13 protein-coding genes are annotated in these 20369 nt (G+C 51.9%); 8 read left to right on the top strand and 5 right to left on the bottom strand.

Features of this window, described 5'->3' with window-relative positions:
• The first annotated feature begins 9 nt into the window (after window positions 1-9).
• From trxA to B5D63_RS08630, 4 genes are all read left to right on the top strand, one after another.
• Entirely contained in the window at window positions 10-327 is a 318-nt protein-coding gene (trxA, locus tag B5D63_RS08645) for a thioredoxin (protein WP_078668305.1), read from the top strand.
• 163 nt (window positions 328-490) lie between these two features.
• On the top strand, window positions 491-2632 hold the full coding sequence (locus B5D63_RS08640) for a M43 family zinc metalloprotease (RefSeq protein WP_078668304.1): 2142 nt from the start codon (window positions 491-493) through the stop codon (window positions 2630-2632).
• 2 nt (window positions 2633-2634) lie between these two features.
• Window positions 2635-3813, top strand: coding sequence for an aminofutalosine synthase MqnE (mqnE, locus tag B5D63_RS08635; protein WP_235021486.1), 1179 nt, complete (start codon window positions 2635-2637; stop codon window positions 3811-3813).
• Between the two features lie 7 nt (window positions 3814-3820).
• On the top strand, window positions 3821-4363 hold the full coding sequence (locus B5D63_RS08630) for a DUF192 domain-containing protein (protein ID WP_078668302.1): 543 nt from the start codon (window positions 3821-3823) through the stop codon (window positions 4361-4363).
• An 89-nt stretch (window positions 4364-4452) separates the two neighbouring features.
• Here the strand turns inward: B5D63_RS08630 and B5D63_RS08625 are convergent, their stop codons facing one another.
• From B5D63_RS08625 to B5D63_RS08615, 3 genes are all read right to left on the bottom strand, one after another.
• Window positions 4453-4818 carry a GreA/GreB family elongation factor gene (locus B5D63_RS08625; protein ID WP_078668301.1) on the bottom strand — a complete coding sequence of 122 codons (366 nt, stop codon included), beginning with the start codon at window positions 4816-4818 and terminating at the stop codon, window positions 4453-4455.
• A gap of 15 nt (window positions 4819-4833) precedes the next feature.
• On the bottom strand, window positions 4834-6399 hold the full coding sequence (locus tag B5D63_RS08620; protein ID WP_078668300.1) for an FMN-binding glutamate synthase family protein: 1566 nt from the start codon (window positions 6397-6399) through the stop codon (window positions 4834-4836).
• Between the two features lie 270 nt (window positions 6400-6669).
• The gene (locus tag B5D63_RS08615; RefSeq protein WP_078668299.1) at window positions 6670-8958 is read right to left on the bottom strand and encodes a DUF7133 domain-containing protein; all 2289 of its coding nucleotides are present in this window, start codon (window positions 8956-8958) and stop codon (window positions 6670-6672) included.
• Window positions 8959-9055: 97 nt separating this feature from the next.
• Between B5D63_RS08615 and B5D63_RS08610 the strand changes: the two genes are divergently transcribed.
• Together B5D63_RS08610 and B5D63_RS08605 are read left to right on the top strand one after the other, a co-directional pair.
• On the top strand, window positions 9056-9547 hold the full coding sequence (locus tag B5D63_RS08610) for an acyltransferase family protein (protein ID WP_235021498.1): 492 nt from the start codon (window positions 9056-9058) through the stop codon (window positions 9545-9547).
• 95 nt (window positions 9548-9642) lie between these two features.
• Window positions 9643-10908, top strand: coding sequence for a NupC/NupG family nucleoside CNT transporter (locus tag B5D63_RS08605; protein ID WP_078668590.1), 1266 nt, complete (start codon window positions 9643-9645; stop codon window positions 10906-10908).
• Window positions 10909-11118: 210 nt separating this feature from the next.
• Here the strand turns inward: B5D63_RS08605 and B5D63_RS08600 are convergent, their stop codons facing one another.
• Together B5D63_RS08600 and smc are read right to left on the bottom strand one after the other, a co-directional pair.
• Window positions 11119-11517, bottom strand: coding sequence for a DUF4259 domain-containing protein (locus B5D63_RS08600; RefSeq protein WP_078668297.1), 399 nt, complete (start codon window positions 11515-11517; stop codon window positions 11119-11121).
• Between the two features lie 85 nt (window positions 11518-11602).
• Complete coding sequence (gene smc / locus B5D63_RS08595) at window positions 11603-15133, bottom strand: chromosome segregation protein SMC (RefSeq protein WP_078668296.1); 3531 nt, start codon at window positions 15131-15133, stop codon at window positions 11603-11605.
• Between the two features lie 363 nt (window positions 15134-15496).
• On the opposite strand from smc, the gene B5D63_RS08590 reads away from it, so the two are divergent.
• Entirely contained in the window at window positions 15497-17896 is a 2400-nt protein-coding gene (locus tag B5D63_RS08590; RefSeq protein WP_078668295.1) for an outer membrane beta-barrel family protein, read from the top strand.
• Between the two features lie 159 nt (window positions 17897-18055).
• The gene (locus B5D63_RS08585) at window positions 18056-20278 is read left to right on the top strand and encodes an FUSC family protein (protein WP_078668294.1); all 2223 of its coding nucleotides are present in this window, start codon (window positions 18056-18058) and stop codon (window positions 20276-20278) included.
• Window positions 20279-20369 lie beyond the last annotated feature (91 nt).

Raw genomic sequence — 20369 nt, 5'->3', positions numbered from 1 at the left:
TAATATCTTATGGCTTTAGAATTCACAGACGCGAACTTTCAGACGGAAGTGCTGAATTCCGATAAACTGACTGTAGTTGATTTTTGGGCAGAATGGTGCGGTCCCTGCCGCGCTATCGGTCCGGTTATCGAGGAACTGTCTAAAGACTATGCCGGTAAAGTAAACATCGGTAAAGTGAACGTAGACGTGAACCCACAGATCTCTATCGACTACGGTATCACCAGCATTCCTGCTATCCTTTTCATCAAAGATGGCCAGGTAGTTGACAAACAGGTAGGTGCAGTACCTAAATCTGTTCTGGAGAAAAAAATACAGGCCAACCTGTAATGATATAAACGAAACTGAGTGATGAAGAGGCCCTTCCGTTAGACGGAAGGGCTTTTTTATGCCCCGCCGCCCCCACTGTAAAAAAATTCCGGTTCCGCTCCGTATATTACACCATCATCAAAACCAGAAAAACCATCTGATTCATCTCTAATAACAACCATCTTTGCGCCACTATCTTATTATCCTGTTTACCTTACTTTACAGCGTGGCTGCCACCGGCCAGCGCAAATGCGGCACCGCCATTGCCCTGCGGCAACGGGTGCTTCAACATCCTTCCCTGCAACAAGTGATCGACAACAACGAAAAGAAAATGCAGCTATGGCAGCAGCGCCGCATGATGCGGGTGCAAACCGAAGCCGTGCCGCAAAACGTCACTATTCCGGTGGTGGTACATATCGTACTGGACAATCCGGACCTCGTCACCGACGCTCAGGTCCTCTCACAGATAACCGTGCTGAACCAGGACTATAACGCCGCCAACCCGGACATCAGCCAGGTGCCATCGGTATGGCAGCCCGTCACCGGTAACACCCGCATCAGTTTCTGCCTGGCGCAGCGTACCCCCGGCGACGAGCCCACCACGGGCATCGTTCGCGTTAAAACAACCGCAGGCCGCAGCTTCGATATCAGCGGCGGCGCCCCCGACGCGAAATACACGCAATATGGCGGCTCCGACGCCTGGGACACCCGGAAATATCTCAACATCTGGGTTACCCGCCTTTCCGGCAATTACCTCGGCGTAGCCGCCCCTGCCGGCGTAGGCTATCCCGTAGAACAGGAAGGCGTGGTAGTGCTCTACACCGCCTTCGGCACCACCGGCAGCGTAGGCCGCATCTATAACCTGGGACGCACCACCACCCACGAAATAGGCCACTACTTCGGATTGAGACATATATGGGCCGACGACAGCGGCGGCTGCGCCGCAGATGACGGCATCTCCGATACGCCGGTACAAGGCGATAACACCTACGGATGCCCCTCTTTTCCCCAGACAGACAACTGCAGCCCCAATTTCCCGGGCATCATGTTCATGAACTATATGGACTACACGGACGACGCCTGTATGCACCTCTTCACCGCCGGACAGGCAGGCCGGATACGCGATGTGCTGGAAAATACCGTCAGCAGCCTGATGTCGTCCGAGGGCTGCACGCCCGTCGTGCTGCCGGAAAACGATGCCGCACTCACCGCCGTCACCGGCGCAACCGGCAAACGCTGTGATAACCGTATTTTGCCGGCAGTGACCCTGCGTAACAAAGGTACCCGCCCGCTTACTTCGGTGCGTATCCTCTACCGGCTCAACAACAGCGCACTCGTGAACTACAACTGGCAGGGCAACCTGCCCAGCCTGCAAAGCATAAACGTCCCCCTCCCGGCCTCACAGGTAGCGGTAGGCGCCTATAACCTCCAGGCCTATACGCAGTCGCCCAACGGGCAACCGGACGCCAATGTGGCCAACGACACCACCACCAGCCGCTTTCACTTCGACGCGGAGGTACAGCTGCCCTTTGAAGAAGGTTTTGAACAGGACAGCTTCCCACCCCCGGGATGGGACCTGTACAATCCTGATCGCAGCTTCACCTGGGAACGGGACCGCAACGTAGGGCATAACAGCCAGGCATCGGCACTGGTGCGCAACAAAGGATATAACGTCAACGACCAGACAGACGACCTGCTCACACCAGTGATAGACCCGCAGGGACACGACTCCGTTTTCCTCTTCTTCGATGTGGCCGCAGCCGTATACTCCAATCCCGATATGACCGGCAACGTGTGGGACACCCTACAGGTGCTGGTCACCAAAGACTGCCACCAGACAGGGGCCGTGGCCTATAAAAAATGGGGCAAAAACCTCATCACCCGCCCCATCGCTGTACTGGATGAGTTCATCCCCACCAATAACGAATGGCGCCGGGATTCGGTGGACCTGACAGCCCTGGTAGGCCGGGATAAATTCCAGGTAGCTTTCCGAAACATTTCAAATGCGGAGAATAACATATATATAGACAATATCCGGATCGTCACCAAAGATATCAACCCGGAACTTCGCCAGGCCGGCGTACTGGTACATCCCAACCCGACAGACGGGCTGGTATGGATCAGCTTTTACGAGCGGCCGGCCGACCTGCAGCAGGTGAACCTGTACAACGCCGCCGGGCAGCTCATTAGCTCCAGGCCAGGCAATGCCATCGGCGCCAACAACCGGATGACCTTTAATTTGGTAAATGAGCCAAATGGTGTTTATTTTGTAAAATTAATTTACAGGAACAGGGCCAACACCATTAAATTAATGAAAGTAAGATGACGATGAGACAAGATTATCCGGCAGTTCAGACACTTCTTCAGCAACCTTCACTGGATACTGACCTGAAGAACATTGCAGAAAAAATCCTTCGCCAGGAAAGAATTACGCCCGCGGAAGGGCTGACCTTATTTGAGAAGGGCGACGTTGGTTTCTTAGGCGCACTGGCTAACCACGTGCGGGAACGTATGCACGGCGATAAAACTTACTTCAACCGTAATTTTCATATTGAGCCTACCAACGTATGTGTTTTCACCTGTCATTTCTGCTCCTACTCCCGGCTGTATAAAAACCGCGAAGAGGGCTGGGAACTGAGCATCGACCAGATGCTGGACATCGTGAAAAGCTACGACGGGCAGCCTGTTACGGAAGTCCACATTGTAGGCGGCGTGCATCCCAAAATGCAGCTGGACTTCTTCGTGGAACTGATCCAAAAAATCAAGGCGCACCGCCCTGATCTGCATATCAAAGGATTTACAGCCGTAGAGCTGGACTATATGTTCCGCAAAGCCAAAGTAAGCGTAGACGAAGGGATGCGCATCCTCAACGAAGCCGGCCTGCAGTCCATGCCCGGCGGCGGTGCAGAGATCTTCCATCCGGATGTACGCGCTAAAATATGCCATGATAAGGTAGATGCGGACGGCTGGCTGGCTATCCACCGTGCGGCGCACAACCGTGGCATGGTCACCAACGCCACGATGCTGTACGGCCATATCGAAACCTATGAGCACCGTATTGACCATATGGAACACTTACGACAGCTGCAGGACGAAACACACGGTTTCAACACGTTCATCCCGCTGAAATTCAGGAACCAGGGCAACGATATGTCCAATATTCCGGAATCCTCCATCGTGGAAGACCTGAAACTGTACGCGGTGGCCCGTTTGTATATGGACAATTTCCCCCACATCAAAGCCTACTGGCCGATGCTGGGAAGAAATACCGCGCAACTGACGCTTTCCTTCGGGGTAAATGACCTGGACGGCACCATCGACGATACGACCAAGATCTACAGCATGGCCGGCGCGGAAGAACAAAATCCTTCCATGAACACCGCCCAGCTGGCCCACCTGATCAAACAGGCAGGCAGAAGGCCCGTTGAACGCGATACCGTGTACAACGAAATAAAAGATTATACTGATGTGGTTTTCTCTGATGAGGAACTGCTCGTGACTAAATAACATCCTTATGCAGCTACCGTTCAAATACCTGTTGATAGCCGCCCTGTATGTGTCCGGCTGTAACAACAATACCGGCAAAAACAACAGCGCCGCCACCACAGAAACCGGTACCGGTACCACCACCGGCACGGAATCTCCGGCTCCGGCCACTTCCAACGGCAGCGAATTCAGAAAGGAAGCATCGCTCGCGTTCCTGTCTAAAAGCAAGGCGGACACCATCCGCAAAATAGATATCCAGCTGGCACAAACCGATCAGCAACGGGAAGACGGGCTGATGTACCGTAAATCCATGACCGATGACCAGGGCATGCTGTTTATCTTCCCGGACATGGAAGAACGTTCTTTCTGGATGAAAAACACCTACATCTCCCTGGATATCATCTATCTGGATGATAAACTGGAAATCGTGTCCATCCAGAAATATGCAACGCCGCTGTCAGAACAGAGCCTCCCCTCTTTCAAAAAAGCACAGTATGTGCTGGAAGTAAACGGCGGGTTCTGCGACAAATACCACATTAACTACGGCGACCATATTGTTTATCACAAATAACGATATACTGAAAAGAGAAGCCCCGGCAGACGCCGGGGCTTTTTTTGCTTTGATACATATTTGATCGCTAACATTATAGCTTTTAAAGCCTATCCTTCATTGACCACCCGCAGGATATGCAGCTGGGTTTTGCCCGCAGGCACTTCCCAGTCAATGGTGTCGCCGGTACTGTAGCCCAGCAGGGCCGTACCTATCGGCGAAAGGATAGAGAGTTTCCCCAGTTGAATGTTGCTGGCCGCAGGCAATACCAGTTGCACTTCGCGTACGGCGCCGCTGCGTTCATCCCTGAACTGCAGCGTGGAATTGACCTGTACCACATCGTCGGGTACTTTTGTCTTACGGACCACCGCCCTGTCCAGCTCCTCTTTCAGCCTGGCTGTGCCGGGAGCATGGTAACAAAGCGTTTTCAGGATGTCGTAATCATGTTGGGACACGATAATCTGTTTCTTTTTCATGAAAACAGGTTTTAATCAATTATTAACTGACTGCCCCGGAAACAGCGCCGCTCCTGCGGAACGACCGTTGTCCGGCGCGTAAATTTCTTCATATGATCGTATATCCGTTCTCGTTACTCTTCTGTAAAGTGCGGCCGGGTTTACCTGTTCAGGCGTAGCGAAACCGCAGGCGCCCATCAGTTCTGCCAGTGCATATATGGTGTTACGGTGGAAATTGGCCACCCTTTCTTTTTTGTCGGTCACATTCACGCCCTGGTACAGGGTCGGGTCCTGCGTAGCTACGCCTACCGGGCAGCTGCCGCTATCGCACTGGAGCGCCTGTATGCAACCCAGTGCCAGCATCATGCCTCTGGCGCTGTAGCAGGCGTCTGCGCCCAATGCCAACACTTTCATGATGTCGAAACCGGTGATGATCTTACCGCTGGCCATAATTCTGATATGCTGTTTCAGGTCGTACTTCTTCAGCATATTCACCACAAAAGCCAGTGCGTCGTACAAAGGCATCCCGATACTGTCCGTGAATTCCAGCGGAGCTGCACCGGTACCGCCTTCTGCGCCATCTACCGTAATAAAGTCGGGGTAGATACCAGTGTTGGTCATGGCTACGCAGATACGCTCAAACTCATCCTTGCGGCCTACGCACAATTTGAAACCTACCGGCTTGCCGCCGGAGAGGGTACGCAGCTGCTGCAGGAAAGCCAGCATCTCATATTCGTTGCCGAAAGCTGTATGCGCCGCCGGCGATAATACGCTCACACCTGGCTTTACCTTACGGATAGCGGCGATTTCCGGCGTATTCTTTGCTGCCGGCAGCACCCCGCCCTTACCGGGTTTGGCGCCCTGGCTCAATTTCAGTTCCACCATCTTTACAGAAGGTTCTGCCACGGTTCCGGCGTATACCTCCGGTGAGAAATGACCATTCTCATCGCGGCAGCCGAAATAACCGGTACCGATTTGCCAGATCAGGTCACCGCCGTGTTGCAGGTGATATGGACTCACGCCGCCTTCCCCGGTGTTGTGGGCGAACCCACCCACCTGTGCGCCACCATTGAGGGAAAGGATGGCTGTTTTACTCAGCGCACCGTAACTCATCGCGCTGATGTTGAGCAAACTTGCATTATATGGCTGGCTGCATTGCTTGTTGCCGATCGTTACCCTCAGGGCTTCCGCTTTCACTTTTGTAGGAAAGGCAGTGTGAGACGCCCATTCGTAGCCCGGCTCATACATGTCCGCCAGGGCGCCGAAAGCAACGGTCTGTTTCACGTCTTTCGCACGCTGGTACACTACTGCACGCTGGCGACGGCTGAATGGCCGCCCGTCTGTGTCAGACTCGAAGAAATACTGACGCATTTCCGGCCTGATGTGCTCCAGCAGGTAACGCAGCCTCCCCAACAGGGGATAGTTGCGCAACAGGGCGTGTTTGCCCTGAAAACGGTCGATCAATGTCAGCAATGTGACACCTACGGCCACCGGTAATAAAATCCATCCTGTTAAATAACCGCGATAAAGGCTTGCAGCCACGCTCACATCCAGCAACAGGCATAAAAGATAAACTGCCCATCGTGCTATCCGATGATTCATAAAACTTATTTTATAAGATTGTTTTGGAAATTGCTAAATGGATTATACTACCAATACAAGCGTACAGGTATCATCCCCCCGGGTACAACTGTTACGATGCTATAAGTTGCCCGGGCTTAATTGTTGAAGTCTTTTGGACAGGATAAAAAAGGCAACAGGAACCCGCCCGTACAGATACGGTGCTGGCTACAGCAGGTTTGTATGTTCGTTGCCTTACTCACGAGTAATGGTATGAGCAACAAAGATAGGCCTTTTATTGATATCCGCGCATTATTTGGTTAATTCTGCGGCGGTAAACGGCTTTTGCCGGCCGTTGTATTGCTTGCGGACATTTTTAATATCGTCTGCCGTCACTTTTCCGGCTTTGTTATTCCACGCACTCCGTAAAAAGGTGAGCAATTCCGCAATATCCCCGTCACTGAATTCATCACTGACGCCGATACCCGGCATGTCGCCATTAATTTCCGGCGCCTTGTACATTTTACCGTGTACTTCCACCGGGCCGGTAAGACCATACAACACGATAGCAGCGAACTTATTTCTGTCGCCCGTCACCCAGTTGCTCTCATTCAGCGGCGGCGCCATGGAAGCAATACCGTTCCCGTTTTTACCATGACAGGTCTGGCAAACGGTGTTAAATATTTTATACCCTCTGGGATATTTAGCCGCCAGTGCATCCATCTTTTTGGCATTGGCGTTGTTATCCATATTCTTCAGTACGGCGTGCAGTTGTTTATTCAGCGCCAGCGTAGTGTCCGGGTTAAAAGCCTCCAGTTGCTTCAGCAGCACAGCTTCCCGGTTGACCGCATAATTGATCAATGCGGCGGACGTATAACGGTCACGCGCATACGTTTTCATCAGCTTATCCTCCAGGCGGCCGGCAGCAGCTTTATCTGCTTTGCCCAGCGCCGGTAATAAATAAGCGACATAGGGAGCAAAAAACGGGTTATCCGCCAGTGTGTCCAGCCTTGCGGCTACGGCTTTAGCGGATTTGGTATCCAGCACAGAAGGAAGCGCCGCCAGCGCCTGTACTTTATAGGCATCGTTGCCCTGCTCCAGTATTGTAGCCAGATCGGCGTAGGTCAACTGATGCAGCCCTTCCAGCGTCCAGAGCGCATGCACCTGTAACAGCGGCGTGGCATTGCCCGCCAGTGCCTGCCGCAATTCAGGTACCAGCGCGGTTAAACGATGATCGATAATATATTGTTGCGCCTTATCGCGCAGCGCACCATTGGGATGGTTTAGCAATTGTAAAAGTTCATCTTCCTGTACCTGCGTTTTCCTGGGCAATTGCCCTGCCGGAACGATACGGTAAATGCGGCCGCAGCTGAGTGGTTGCGTCAGTTCCCGCATTTTGATTTCATTCTTCAGGTAAGCGGTGAGATACGTTTTGTGTTGCAGGATGCCGCGGTACATATCCGTAAAGTACAGCGCGCCATCCGGACCGTTATACAACCCGGTAGGCCGGAAACGTTCATCTGTACTGGCCAGGAACTCCTTCCCTTTGTAAGCTTGTTCCCCGGTGACAATAAAACCGCTGTCACGCAGAATATTCCGCTTGATCAGGTTGGCCGACGGTTCCGCCACAAAAGCGTTACCTGCATATTCCGCGGGCAACAGGTTGCCCCGGTAGATCACCGGTCCGCAGGCAGCGGTAAATTCCACCAGTCGCAGACTGTCGTCCAGTATGCCTTTCACGTAGCCCCTGTTGACGCCTGGGGTAGGATGCGCCGGGTACACATGGTTATCTCTCACGATCTTCTGATCATAACCTGCGGCGTTCTGCAGATGCGGGTTCTTGCCTCCCAGCCCCGCAGGGAAATAGTCTCCCAACAGGTTTTCGGAGTTGTTGTTATAATACAGCCTTCCTTTATCATCCTGGGCAATGCCCCATTGTCCGCGGAAGGTAGTGGCTTCTTTCAGCCATTTGTCGCCCACTTTGCGGTACCGGCGGTCAGATTTGGCGTTATATATCCAGTTGTCCAGTCCCCGTAAAAGGCCATTGGGCTGATGTTCCACATTACCCCCTGCCGCATACATACTATCTACCAGCACCTTTTTGCCCGGCTTGTCATTATTGTTTTCGATGAACCACAACTGCGGCGGCGTAGCTACCAGCACACCGTTTTCCACGAGGCACACCGCCCTGGGCAACACCAGTGAATCGAGGAAAACCGTCCGTTTATCCATCACACCGTCGCCGGTCGTATCTTCCAGTATCACTATTTTACCATCCGGCAGGTCTTCTCCGGTACCACTGGTATCCGGCATAAAACCCATCATCTCCACTACCCACATGCGGCCACGGTCGTCAAACACAGTGCTTACCGGTGCAAACACCATCGGTTCCGCCGCTACCAGCTGAACTTCCAGTCCTTTATCCACCGTCATGGCGCCGATAGCGGCTTTACCGTCCATGACGGGCGACTGGGCATACTGCTTTCGCATCGCCAGCGAGTCTTTTTCGTGTTTGCTGAGGTGGTCCTGTTGTTGTGTCTGTCCGCAGGCAAACCATGCCAGGGAAATCGTGGAAATGATCAGGTATTGAAGACGGCCCATGTATTTAATTCGATTGCAAACGATAAAAATACAGTTCCTGTTGATTTTTGCAACTATTTTTTGATCAGGGGTAAAATCATGGGAGGATTTGATACCCGTGACTGAAGGTGAAGGGTTGGAGGCTGAGGTATTTTCACATTGTTTAGAAAAACCGCGGCGGTTTATTATTTTTCTGCTTATGCATGTATCCTCTCTTTCCACGTCATCAGCCAAACCTCATTACGAGGTACTCGATGGCCTGCGCGGCACGGCAGCTATCACGATTGTCGTTTTTCACTTTTTGGAGCTGGTATGGTTCGATTACAGCAAGAATCCGCTGGGCCATGGTTTCCTGGCGGTGGATTTTTTCTTCTGCCTATCGGGCTTTGTGATTGGCTATGCCTATGACAGACAGTTATCCCGCATTGGCTACCATGGATTTTTCCGGGGGCGGTTGCTGCGGCTACATCCGCTGGTGCTGTTGGGTATCGGTTACCTGGCCATGCGCTGGTATGACCAACCACTGCGCCGGTGGCTGAAGGGCAGCATTAAGAAGGCGCCAGCGCTTACTGGTGGCCTACCTGCGGAGATTCCCTCCCGACAGGTTTAAAAGCACTGCTGAAATACGTCGCTAAGTGACCAGAAATCGCAAAATAACTTATCTTCGTCGCCTTATTGCATACATTTTACGATTTATTTGCATTTATGGAACGCTTTCAGGGCTTAATAGGCATCGTCCTAATTCTGGGCATTGCCTTTTTGTTTTCCAACAACAGGAGTAAGATCAACTATCGGCTGGTGGTAAGTGGTATTACATTACAGGTGGTAATTGCGCTGCTGGTATTTAAAGTTCCTCCTATCACCTGGTTTTTCCAGCAAGTAGGCCACGCTATGGGTAAACTGGAAGGATTCGCGCGCCAGGGCGCCGCTTTTGTATATGGCGGTATCGGCGTAGCCCAGCCTCCTACCGGCACCCTTGCCGACTATGCCAGTGGCGGATTTGTCTTTGCTTTTAATGTAACGGCCACCATTATCCTGGTATGTGTACTGGTAGCGGTGTTGTACCATTTCGGTATAATGCAGCGGGTGGTAGCGGTGATTGCCCGTGCGATGAACGTAGTGATGCGGGTGAGCGGCGCGGAAGCGCTCAGCAATGTGGCCAGCGCCTTCGTCGGCCAGGTGGAAGCACAGGTGATGATCCGTCCCTACCTCAACTCCATGACCAAAAGCGAGATCCTTGCCTCTATGAGCGGCAGTCTTGCCTGTATCGCCGGGGGTATCCTGGTCGTATATGCCAATATGGGTTTCCAGGCCGGAATGGACATAGCGCCCTTCCTGATCACGGCCAGCCTGATGGCCGCTCCCGGCGCACTGGTGATTTCCAAGATCGTATTTCCGGAAACGGAAGAAAGTGTGACCATGGGCCGCGTGAAAATGGAGGTGAAAAGCAACTATACCAACGTGATCGACGCCATCTCCCATGGCGCCGGCGACGGTTTTAAAATAGCCATGAACGTTATCGCCATGCTGATCGGCTTTATCGCCCTGATAGCGCTGATCGACTGGTGCCTGATCCACCTCGGCCATCTCGCAGGCCTGAGCTTCGACCTGAGCCTGGACTGGATCTTCGGTAAACTGTTCACCCCGATGGCATGGGCCATGGGCGTTCCCAATCAGGATGTCAATAATGTGGCTACCCTGCTGGGACAGAAACTTACCATCAATGAGTTCGTAGCTTTTAAAAGCATGACCAGCCACAGCGTAAAGATAGAATCCGCCAAAGCCATCACTATCGTTACCATCGCCATCGCGGGCTTTGCCAACTTCAGCAGCGTAGGTATGCAGATAGGCGGTATCGGAGAACTGGCGCCCGGCCGTCGGACCGACCTGGCCAAGCTGGGCCTGAAAGCCCTGCTCTGCGGCACATTGGCCAGCTACCTCTCCGCAACGATTGCAGGTATCCTGCTGTAAAAAAATATTGCTGTAAAGCGAAGGCCCGTATGAATCGTCATACGGGCCTTTGTTTTTATATCTTTTTATAATGTTTGATCAAACAGACTGCACTGTTGGGCTGAATAAGACGCAGCACGATCCCTGCTTAAAAAAACCAATTGTCTTAAGCATCCTTTTCCTGCGATCAGATCAGTCTTAATTTTCCGGGATGGTCCCGGTTATTACCGGTTATACTTCCAGTCTCTTTATCAGAGAAGCCTGTACGGCTGCCCAGGCTTCGAGTTGACCGGCTTCATTCCAGTAATTTTTCATTTCTGACGTGCCCGTAATTTTGTTTACAGCATTGATAGCCTGGGTCCTTAATCCTTTAGTTGCGATCAGGTTCAGGATATCCAGTTTTTCCAGCGGGTCTTCCGGAAAGTCTTCGCTGGGTTTCCCCATCAGTGCTGCCACCAGTTCAGCGGCGGCTAATCCTTCTTCGCAATCTGCTGTTTCCAGTGTTTCGGTGTTGTTGATGATACGTGCCAGTGTATCAGTCACCAAGCCACCATCTTTGCTGTCGATCACGTCAAAAATCCAGTCTTGTGATCCATCATTTTCAAAATTCCTGGTGCCCCATGCGCCCATAGTGTGTAATGTTTTTTATTTTTTTAAAATAAAGAAATAGAGAATAAAAGTAATAGTCTCCTTTTACAACAACAAAAACCTTTCATCAGTTTAAACTCCTGAAGTCCACCGGGACCAATTTACTCACGCCGGGTTCCTGCATGGTAACCCCGTAAATCACGTCTACAGCGGCCATGGTCTGTTTATTATGTGTTACAATAATAAACTGTGAATTATCAGAAAATTTTCTGATCATGTTCGTGAATTTGCCCACATTGGCATCATCGAGCGGCGCGTCTACCTCATCCAGGATACAGAATGGCGCGGGTTTGATAAGGTAGATGGCAAACAGCAGGGCGGTGGCCGTAAGGGTTTTTTCTCCACCGGAAAGCTGGGTAATGGCTGCCGGACGTTTGCCTTTGGGTTTTGCAATGATTTCTATGCCGGTATCGGCCAGGTTCTCCGGATCGCTCAGTATCATGTCACACTGGTCTTCCTCCGTAAAGAGGGCTTTAAATACACGGATAAAGTTTTCTTTAACAGTATTGAAAGTATCGAGGAACTTCTGGTTGGCGGTCGTTTCCACCTCCTGGATAGTAGCCAGCAGGGAGTCCTTTGCGTTCACCAGGTCTGTTTTCTGTTCCAGGATAAACTCGTAGCGTTTTTTCATTTCCTGGTACGCCTCGATCGCTGTAGGGTTGATCTCCCCCATGTTTTCAAGGCGTTTTTTGAGGCGTTCAGCGCTTCCCTGCAACTCATCCACCGGCAGCTCAGAAGTGCGCTGCTCGTCGATGATCTCGTCCAGGTTGACCTTAAACTCCACGCTGAGCCGCTCTTTCATGGAAGCCAGTTGCAGCTTCAGTTCATTCACCTTGTCCTTGATCACATTCAGCTGCTGTTCCAGCTGCTCACGGGCACGCTGCTTCGTACGCAACGTGGTTTCCAGCTCCTGGAGATGGTTACGGAAATTATAGTATTCCTGGTCTTTTTCGTTGAGCGCTTTTTCTTCTTCTTCACGCTGGCGGAACAGCTCTACCAGTCCGTCTTCGGCGGCGCCGCGTTTTTCTTCTGCCGTTGCAATGTTGGCCGCAGCGTCTTCCAGCTGGGTTTTATTGCTGGTGATCTGCGTATGCAGGTCTGTCAGCTGTTTGCGTTTAAACTCCAGCTCCTGTTTGAGCGCCTGCACTTTACTGTGCTGGCGGGTATGCTGCAGGTTCTGGTTATTGAACTGCACATTGGCCATATTGAACTGCTGCTCCACTTCCTGGGCCGTTCTGTCAGCCTCGGTGATGGAGTCCTGTAGCTCCCCTACCCGGTCGTTGAGGTTTTCCAGTTCCTCACGGACGCCGGAAATACTTTCCTGGTTGGTCATCAGCGACTGCTCCATTTCTTCCAGCCGTTTGTCGCCGCCTTCTATCAGGTGATGGAAGTTCTCGATCCTGTTCTGAAGACCGAACAACTGGTTATTCAGCTGGTTGATCTTTTCCCGGGCGGTATTGATATTATTTTCATTGAGCTGGCTGTTATAGCCCAGCACCTGGTTGTGTTTATCCTGGATCTGGGTACGCAGCGCGCCTACGGCAGCTTCCAGTTCTTTGATCTCGGCCTCCAGCTTTTCCAGGTTTTTGGCCCGGCCCAGCTTTTTGCCTTCAAACAGTCCTACGGAACCGCCGGTAATATTGAACTTACCCCGGTGCATGCGGCCGGATTTCTCCACCAGGCAGATCTCATCGTCGGATACCTGGCTGAATTCAAGACGGGTAATGTCTTCCCCGATGAATACTTTGCCCAGCAACTGATAACCGAGCCCTTTGTATTTCTCGTCAATTTCCACCACATCGAGGGCCGGAATGGTGCCCGCCGGCGCCAGCAGACCGTTGGCCGGTATGCGGAACTGATCGAGGATAAAGAAATTGGCTTTGCCCTTTTTATGGGTGTCGAGCAGCTGGATGGCCTGTACGGCTTCCGCCACGTTATTGACAACGTAATAGTTCAGGTAAGGCTCGAGCAGGTTTTCCACGCAGGTGCGGTATTCTTCCTTACAGAAAAAGATATCGCTCAGAATGGGGGCTTCGTTGTTCCATTCAGGGTTCTTTTTCAGGAACTTGATACTTTCCGGGTAGCCTTCCAGGCTGTCTACCAACGATTTCAGCAGGTCAAATTCGTTCTTTTTGGAGTCCAGCTTACGGTTCTCGTCCACCAGCTGGTCTCTCAGGCCTTCGATGTCCGACTGGGTAGCCAGGATCTTGCCTTTCGTCTCTTCCTGGAAACGGACCATCTCGTCCAGCGCTGTTTTGCTGGTGGTGATGGTCTGTTGCAGCGTTTCTTTCTCTGCTTCCAGTTGGGTGATCTGCTGGAGACGGCTGTTCTTCTCCTCCTGCAGCTGCTGGATGCCCCGTTGCAGGTTCTGCACGGAGGTATCCGCTACCGCCACTTTCTTTTCGGCTTCAAACTGCTGCCGTTGCCAGCGTTGCTGGTCGTTACGCAGGGTTTCGAGGGCCAGTTTCTTTTGCTGGAAGCGTTCTTTTTTCTCCTCCACCATTTCGCGGAGCGTTTCCAGCTCATCTTCCATGGACTCAAAGACTTCTGCTTCTTCCACCACCTGTTTCTCTGTAAATTCGATGGAGGCGGTCAGTCCTTGCAGTTGTCCTTCCGCATTGTTCAGGAAGTCGTTGATATTTTTTTCTCTCTCCCGCAGATAAGTCAGCTGCTGGGCGGCGAGATTCTTGTCATTTTCTTTGGTACGGATGGTCGCTACCAGTTCGTTGAACGATTTCTGGAGGGTTTGCAGTTCCCTTTCTTTGGCGACGAAGTGCAGTTTATCTTCCTCCACAGCGGCCTCCGCAGTCGTAATTTCCGTTTCCAGCTGCAGTTTGCGGTCGCTTTCCTCCTGCTGTTTGTCAGACAGCTCCCTGAAGGTAACGTTAAAACCTTCCAGGGCGGCTTTCGCCAGCTCTATGCTGATTTCGCGGTATTCCTTTTTCACCTCGTAGAAGCGTTCTGCTTTACGGGCCTGGCCTTCCAGCGTTTTCAGGTTATTGTTGATTTCAAACAACAGGTCTTCGATACGGTTCAGGTCTCCTTCTGTGGCCTCCAGTTTGGATTTGGCCTCCTTTTTACGGGTTTTGTAGATGGAGATGCCTGCCGCCTGTTCCAGCATGCGGCGACGGCTGTTTTCCTTGTCTCTGATGATATCGTCCACCATACCCAACTCGATGATGGCGTAGGAGTCGGTGCTGACGCCGGTGTCCATGAAGAGGTTATGGATGTCCTTGAGGCGGCAGGCCACATCGTTGAGACGGTACTCGCTGTCGCCGTTCTTGTAGAACTTGCGGGTGATGGTAACCGTCGTGAATTCGGTGGGGAGTACGTTTTTGGTGTTTTCGAAGGTAAGGCTCACCTCCGCCATACCGCTGGCGGAGCGTGTTTTGGAACCGTTGAACACCAGGCCAGACTGGTTCTCAGAACGCAGGTTGCTGATTTTGTGTTCCCCGATCACCCAGCGGATGGAGTCGATGATATTGCTTTTGCCGCAACCGTTGGGTCCAATGACGCCGGTGATCCCTTCATCGAAGTTCAGCACGGTTTTATCGGCAAAACTTTTAAAGCCTTTAATTTCTAGTGTTTTTAAGCGCACGACTTACTCCGAGGTTTTTTTAAGGCGTCAAAGATATAATTTTACCCGAATGAAAAAGTAATTTAAGTGAGAAGCCGGTATCTCTCTTAATTATTTATACACACTCCGGGCGAAAATAGCCGTCACACGACCATCCGTTATCCACTAAAGGACTGATTATAAATATAGTAAAAAGCGCAATTATAATTTAATTCCCTGTGAGAAATTATTGACCGTTTATCCCTACCGCTCTGCGTTAGCAGTAACTTTTTATAGCTTGTGTAAGCAACCCGGAACGACCTATGTAGCTATGCCACTGTAACTTATGCCATTTACCGCGTAGGCGCGCCCGGGACCATACCTCAAAATAATCTACCCTGATCCATGACGCAAAAAGGCATATGGCTGTTGTTCCTGTTATGCATTTCCGTTACCCTGCAGGCCCGCCAGCAAAACGGCATTATCACCGGCCAGGTGGTCGACAGTATTTCCGGCAAACCCGTGGAATACGCCACCGTGGTACTTATGCAGGCTGCTGACCGGAAAACGGTGGCCCATACCCTCACAGACAACAAGGGTGACTTCCGGTTTACCGGTGTGGCCTACGGCACCTACCGGATCGGCATCACCATGCTGGGCTACACACCACTGCTGCTGGACAGCCTCCGGCTGGACGCCGCCAACGCCTTCCACCGCCTTAGCCCCCGTCGCCTTTCCACCACCACGCAACAGCTGAGTGCCGTGACCGTCACCGGCAAAAAGCCCCTGGTAGAACTGCAGGACGAGAAACTGATCTACAACGTGGAAAATGATATCGACAAAGACAACAGCTCCGCTTCAGACATCATGCGCAAAATCCCCATGCTTACCGTAGACGCGGACGGCACCATCAAACTGAAAGGCCAGACCAACTACAAAGTGCTGCTGAACGGCCGCGCCACCTCCATCATCACCCGGGACCCGAAAGAAGCCCTGAAAGCCTATCCGGCCAGCATCATCAAAAAAATAGAAATCATTACCGAACCCTCCGCCAAATACGACGCGGAAGGCATCGGCGGTATCATCAATATCATCACCCAACGCCAGGTAATCGGCTACAACGGCAGCCTCTATGCCAACTACAACACCCTCGGCAGGTTAAGCGGCGGCGGCTCCATCAGCGCCCGCAAAAAGAAAGTAGGCATTACCGCCTATGCCGGCGCCCACAGCGACCAAAGCCGCAATAGTAACAGCATCCGCCGCGAAAGTTTTATCCCTGGCGACAAAGGAGTGCTATTGCAGAACGCCGATTTCAAGCGTAACTACAACATGTACTACGGCAGCCTGGAACTGACGTATGACATCGACACCGCCAACAGCATCACCATTTTCGGTAACGGCAGCATCAACGATATGATTTACCGGACACGCCAAAACAGCGAATGGTCTGACAGTTCCGGCAAACAAACACAATCCGGCACCAATAACAGCGACGCCTACAACAGCGGCCATGGCATAGGCGCAGGGATCGACTACCTGCATAAATTCCGGCAGCAGGGACATGAGTTAACCATCGCCGCCAACCTGGTCACCAGTTACGGAGACGGTTATACGAATAACAGTCAGCACTATGTGCCGGGAACTGACAGCTTTTACCGTAACGATAACCTCATGACCAACCGCACCATCACTGCACAAGCCGATTATACCCTGCCCCTGCCGCATGAACAGCTGCTGGAAACAGGTTTTAAAGGCACCTTTCAATACAATAAAAACTCCGCCACACAGGAAATCCGCAATAAAGACGGGGACATGATACCTAACCCCCTCCGTGACAATATCTTCAACAGCCGGCAGGATGTGCTGGCATTTTACCTTACCTACCGGTTTAAAATCGGCACCAAACTAAGCGTTAAACCAGGTTTCAGGCTCGAGCAAACCTATCAGACAGGGGACTTTGTATCTACCCAAACCAAAATCAACACAGACTACCTCAGCGCTGTTCCCACCGTTAACATTACCTGGCAGCTGAAACCCATGACCAGCTTATCATTTTCCTACAGCCGCCGCCTGGAGCGCCCCTCTGTATACTCCATGAATCCGTATGTAAATGATAATGACCCTTACAACCTCTACTATGGCAATCCCAACCTGAAACCGTCCTACGCCAACAGCTTCGGCGCCTACTTCAATAAGATCATGGAAAAAATCACTTTTAACGGTGGCCTGGACTACACCTTTACCAATAACTCCATCCAAAATATTGTGGAAGTGGAAAAAGAAAAAGGCATATCCTCCACTACCTACGCCAATATCGGCAAATCCAGCGCCGTGGGTGTCAGCACCAGCATGCGCTTTGCCCTTACCCCAAAATGGAATGTCAGCATCAACGGACGTGGCGCCTACAGCAAATTCAGCGATGGTAATACCCTTAGCACCAGCGGCTTCTCCGGCAGCATCTATCTCAACACCGACTATAATATCGGGCATGGCTTCCGGGCAGATGCCTACGGATACTGGTATTCCGGCAGTCCCAGCGTACAAGGCAGCAGCGGCGCCAATATCGGATACGGATTCACCGTGCGCAAAGACTTTCTCGACGGCAAACTATCCACCAGCCTCAGCGCAGATCAACCGTTCCGGAAACAACGGCCAGCCATCACAGAGACGATCGACCCGTCTTTCCGCCGGACCTTCACCACTTATTTTCCCGCCAATACCTATACCATTTCCGTCAGCTGGCGCTTCGGCAAACTAACGACCAGCGCTACACGAAACAAGAGTGTGGTTGATACTGGTATGTGAGAAAAAAACTACGAAATACGGATGACGGATGACGAATTGAAGACCATTTTCAGCGGAGCGTCGCTTAGTGACTGCGCTGCATGAAAGCCTCAATTCATAATTCGTAATCCGTAATTCGTAATTGCCTTGTATCTTTGTATTCCAAAAACCGATTTACGTTTGCGTATAGAACAGCGAATCAACGATATTAAGAGTTTCCTTTACAGTTATCATTTCAGCAACGGTTTGCGCACCACTATCAGCGTGGTGGTCCCCTCCCTGATTTTTGCCGCTATCGGCCAGCTGGACCTCGGGATCGCCATGTCCATGGGCGCGTTGTGTACCGCCCTGAGCGATGTGCCCGGCACCATCATCCACAAGCGCAACGGGCTTATCATCAGCACCGGGCTGATTTTCCTGACCGCCATCGGCACCGGGCTGCTGCTGCCTTACCCCACCCTCATGGCTTTCTGGATAGTGGCCTGCTGCTTCGTCTTCGCCATGATGCTGGTCTACGGCAACCGCGGCGGTAATATTGGCACCGGCTGCCTGCTCGTCCTGGTCTCCATCCTGGGCGAAACCCAGCTCACGCCCGGTATGGCGTTGATATATGCGGCCATGGTACTGCTGGGCAGCATCTGGTATGCCCTGCTGGCATTGATACTATGGCAGATACGTCCCTACCTCAACGTGCAACAGGCACTGGGCGACTGCATACAACAAACCGCCCGCTACCTCGAACTGCGCTCCAACTTTTATACACCCGGCGTAGATGTGGTCGCCAACTACAAAGCCGTACTGGCACAACAGGTCATCGTCAACGAAAAACAGGAAAACGTAAGGGAACTACTGCTGAAAAGACGCTCCGCCCAGCAGGGCACCACCAGCATCAACAAAAGCATGGTGCTTATCTTCCTCGATATGGTAGACCTGCAGGAGCAGATCATGGCTTCCCAGACAGACTACAACGCCCTTCAACGCGATTTTAAACAGGATGACATCCTGCAAAAATTCCATGCGCTGATCACCGGGTTCGTGGAAGAACTGGAGAATATCGGTCTCGCCGTTGCCGCAGGACAACGTTCCCTGCCCAAAACCAATCTCAAATATGAGATGGAAAAAGTGAAAAAAGCCATAGCCGACATCACCCTGAAACTGCCCACCCTGGCGGAAAGGACACGGACCATCCCGCTGACCAACATCCTGCAAAACCTGCAGGACATGGCGCAAAGGATCTATAACCTGCACCGGCTCACCCGGCTGGAACGATTAAAAGACGAGACTATCGATCCCAGGCTGGAACTCTCGAAATTTACTACCAGCCAGAAATATGACCTGGAGACGTTCCGCGACAACCTTACCTTCAAATCCCACATTTTCCGGCATGCCGTGCGTGTAAGCCTCGCCACTATTACCGGTTACCTGCTGGGACAGGCCCTTCACCTTGACAGGGTATACTGGATACTGCTGACAATAGTCGTGATCCTGAAGCCTGGCTTCGGCCTCACCCGCTCCCGCAGCATACAACGCCTGATCGGCACGGTACTGGGTGCGCTCTTTGCCGCCGGACTGCTGTACATCACCCATAACGATACGGTGATCTTTATCAGCATGCTCCTTTGCATCCTGGGCGCCTACAGCTTCATGAGCTTCCAGTACACCCTCAGCGTCTTCTTTGTCACCCCGTTCATCATCTTCCTGCTGCACTTCCTGCATCCTGCAGACCTGCAGAACGTCACCCAGCGGGTGCTCGACACCTTCATCGGCGGAGGCATCGCCTTCTTTGCCAATATGCTGCTGTGGCCTTCGTGGGAACACAACACCCTGCCGGGATACATGCAGAAAATGATGCTCTCCAACCGCAAATACTTTGAACTGGTATTGCGGGTATATGCCGGGGAAACCAATACAGTGACCGATTTTAAACTCGCCCGTAAAGCTACTTATGTGGATACCGCCAATATGATGGCCGCCTTCCAGCGGATGCTGTCTGAACCGAAGAGCAAACAAAAAAACGCTTCCAAAGTATATCACTTTGTGGTGCTCAATCATACCCTTACCTCCCACATCGCCGCCCTAGCCGCGTATAGCATGCATCATGGCGTACGGTTTCCCAGACCGGAGTATAAGGAAATCACCACCTACCTGCTGCAATACATCGATCAGTTGTACCTCATGATCGATCCCGCCACGCACAGCCAGGCACAACCCGAACCCGCCATCCATGCATTTGATACGCTGGACGAGCATCTGCAGAACCTGGTACACCTGCGCCAGCTGGAAATCAATGAGGGCAAAGGCGCCACGCCTATCCGTGACGAAATGCTGGAGACCAAACAGGTGCACGATCAACTACAGGCTATCCTCTCCCTGATGAAAGATATGGGCAAAGCACTGAGTTGATTTTGGATTTTTTGATGTACGATTTTTTGATTTCGGGGTGATTGGAGCTACCGGAACAAATAAAAAGATCGAAGCAATGTGCTTCGATCTT

Source organism: Chitinophaga eiseniae, from assembly GCF_900167135.1.
Taxonomy (GTDB): Bacteria; Bacteroidota; Bacteroidia; order Chitinophagales; family Chitinophagaceae; genus Chitinophaga; species Chitinophaga eiseniae.
The sequence above is the reverse complement of the archived record's forward strand: the minus strand, read 5'-3'. Positions and strand labels throughout refer to the sequence as shown.